Genomic DNA, 1,823 nt, shown 5'->3' with positions numbered 1-1,823 from the left:
CCCGGCGGGGTGCCCCGCACCCCGCTGCAGCTTTCCGGCCGGGTGCGGCGGGTGCGCCCCGGGCTGGTCTTCAAAACCCCCTGCGGGGCCCTCCACCCGAGCCCCCGCCACAAGTCGGGCCTCGCCCTGCGCTTCCCCCGCATGGCCCGCTGGCGCCGCGACAAGCCCGCGCAGGAGGCCAACACGCTGGCCGACCTGCGCGACCTGCTCGCCGCGTGGGGGTGATTGCCCAAGAGACACCCTCAAGGGCAACCTGCCGCCATCCGCCGCGAGGCCAACGGGCACACGGAGAACGCGCCCGCCACCATGACACCGAACACAGCAAAGACGCGCCGTTGCGGCGCGCCGTCCGGTCGGGACGTCAGCCGCAGGAGGCCTCGAGGCCGACCATGCCACCGCCGATCCCGGTCACCGTGAGGGTGCAGGCGGCGTCGCCCGCCTTGACCTCGACCGAGGCGCCGGGCTCGACGGTCTGGGTCTGCACCCCGTTCACCGCGATCCGCGCCGAGCTGCCGTCGGACGCCACGCCCGACACGAAGACCCGCAGCTTGCCGTCCGCCAGCACCGCCACCGCGCCCGGGCGGGTGCCGTTCTCGGGCGCTGCCGTCTCGCCCCCGGCCTCGCCGCCGCCTGCGGCCCCTGCTTCCTCTGCCCCGGCCCCGGCGGCCTCTGCCCCGGCCCCGGAGGTCTCTGCCCCGGCCCCGGCGGCCTCTGCCCCGGCCCCTGCGGCATCGCCCTCGGCCCCTGCGGCATCGCCCTCGGCCCCGGCGGCATCGCCCCCGACCTCCGGCGCGCTGCCGCAATCCGAGCCCAGCGTGACCTTGCCGTCACTCAGCCCCAGGACCGAGACCGAACAGCTGCCCTCGCCCTGCGGCACCCGCGCCGTGCCGCCCGAGCCCAGCTCGGCCGTGGTGCCGTTCACCACCAGCCGCACCGCGCCGCCCTGCCCGTCGAGCCGTGCGACGAAGGCCCGCACCGCGCCATCGGCGAACATCGCGGTCTGCCCCACCGCCAGCGGTTCGGTCACCGTCATGCCGCCCGCGGCCTCGCCTGCGCCGCTGCCCCCGGCCTTGGCGGCCACCGCCGCGGCGGCCATCTGCGCCGCCTCCTGCATCCCGCCCGAAAGCTCCGACAGCGCCGAGCGCAGCGTGTCCGCCTGGGTTTTGGCGCTGTCCGACATCGCCTCCATGCGCGAGGCCATCTCGGCCTTCATCGCCTCCATGCGCTCGCCCAGCCTGGCGGCGAGATCGTCGCTGCCCGAGGACTCGGCGAGACGAGCCTCCAGCGCGCCGATCCGCTCGGACAGCGCCGCGAGCGCCTCCTGCTGGGTCGATGCGGCCTGCTGGGCGGCCTCCCGGCCCGGCGCCAGCGCGTCGGCCACCGCCTCGTTGATGCGGCTCCCACTGGTGGCACTGCCGATGGCGATGCCGCCGATGAATCCCAGGATGATCCCGCCTGCTCCGAATAGAAATGGTGCATGTGACATTGTTCAATTCCCCTCCGACCATTGAAAAAATGCTGGCACCGTCCCCTCCCAGGCGGGCCCTTCCCCGAGCTTAGCCAATTCCCGCGAGCGATCCACGGCTTTCCCGGCCGGCGGTGGCGATACTTCCGTCGTAACTGCCCGGACCCCGCCCGATGCGGCCCGATGTGCCCCGAAACAGGCGATTCCGGTGCCAGAGGTTGCCATGCCCCCACCCCGAGCCCTATGTCATTGGGACATTCGCCTGTGAGGACCCCATGACGACCGCCTTTCCCCGTTCCCTCCCCGTCTTCGACGCAAACGCCTCGGCCAAGGGCCGCGATCTCGGCGACCTGCCGGA

General features: G+C 73.8%; 1 protein-coding gene and 1 pseudogene. One reads left to right on the top strand and one right to left on the bottom strand.

Annotated features, from left to right (window positions below):
• A pseudogene (locus HC022_RS25675) lies at nucleotides 1-225 on the top strand (ATP-dependent DNA ligase); the annotation flags it as partial.
• A 136-nt stretch (nucleotides 226-361) separates the two neighbouring features.
• Here HC022_RS25675 and HC022_RS28670 read toward each other — a convergent pair.
• Nucleotides 362-1,486, bottom strand: coding sequence for a hypothetical protein (locus tag HC022_RS28670; RefSeq protein ID WP_175583740.1), 1,125 nt, complete (start codon nucleotides 1,484-1,486; stop codon nucleotides 362-364).
• Nucleotides 1,487-1,823 lie beyond the last annotated feature (337 nt).

Source organism: Salipiger sp. HF18 (assembly GCF_011806505.1).
Lineage (GTDB): Bacteria > Pseudomonadota > Alphaproteobacteria > Rhodobacterales > Rhodobacteraceae > Salipiger > Salipiger thiooxidans.
Note: the sequence above shows the minus strand (reverse complement) of the source record. Positions and strands in the feature narration are given on the sequence as shown.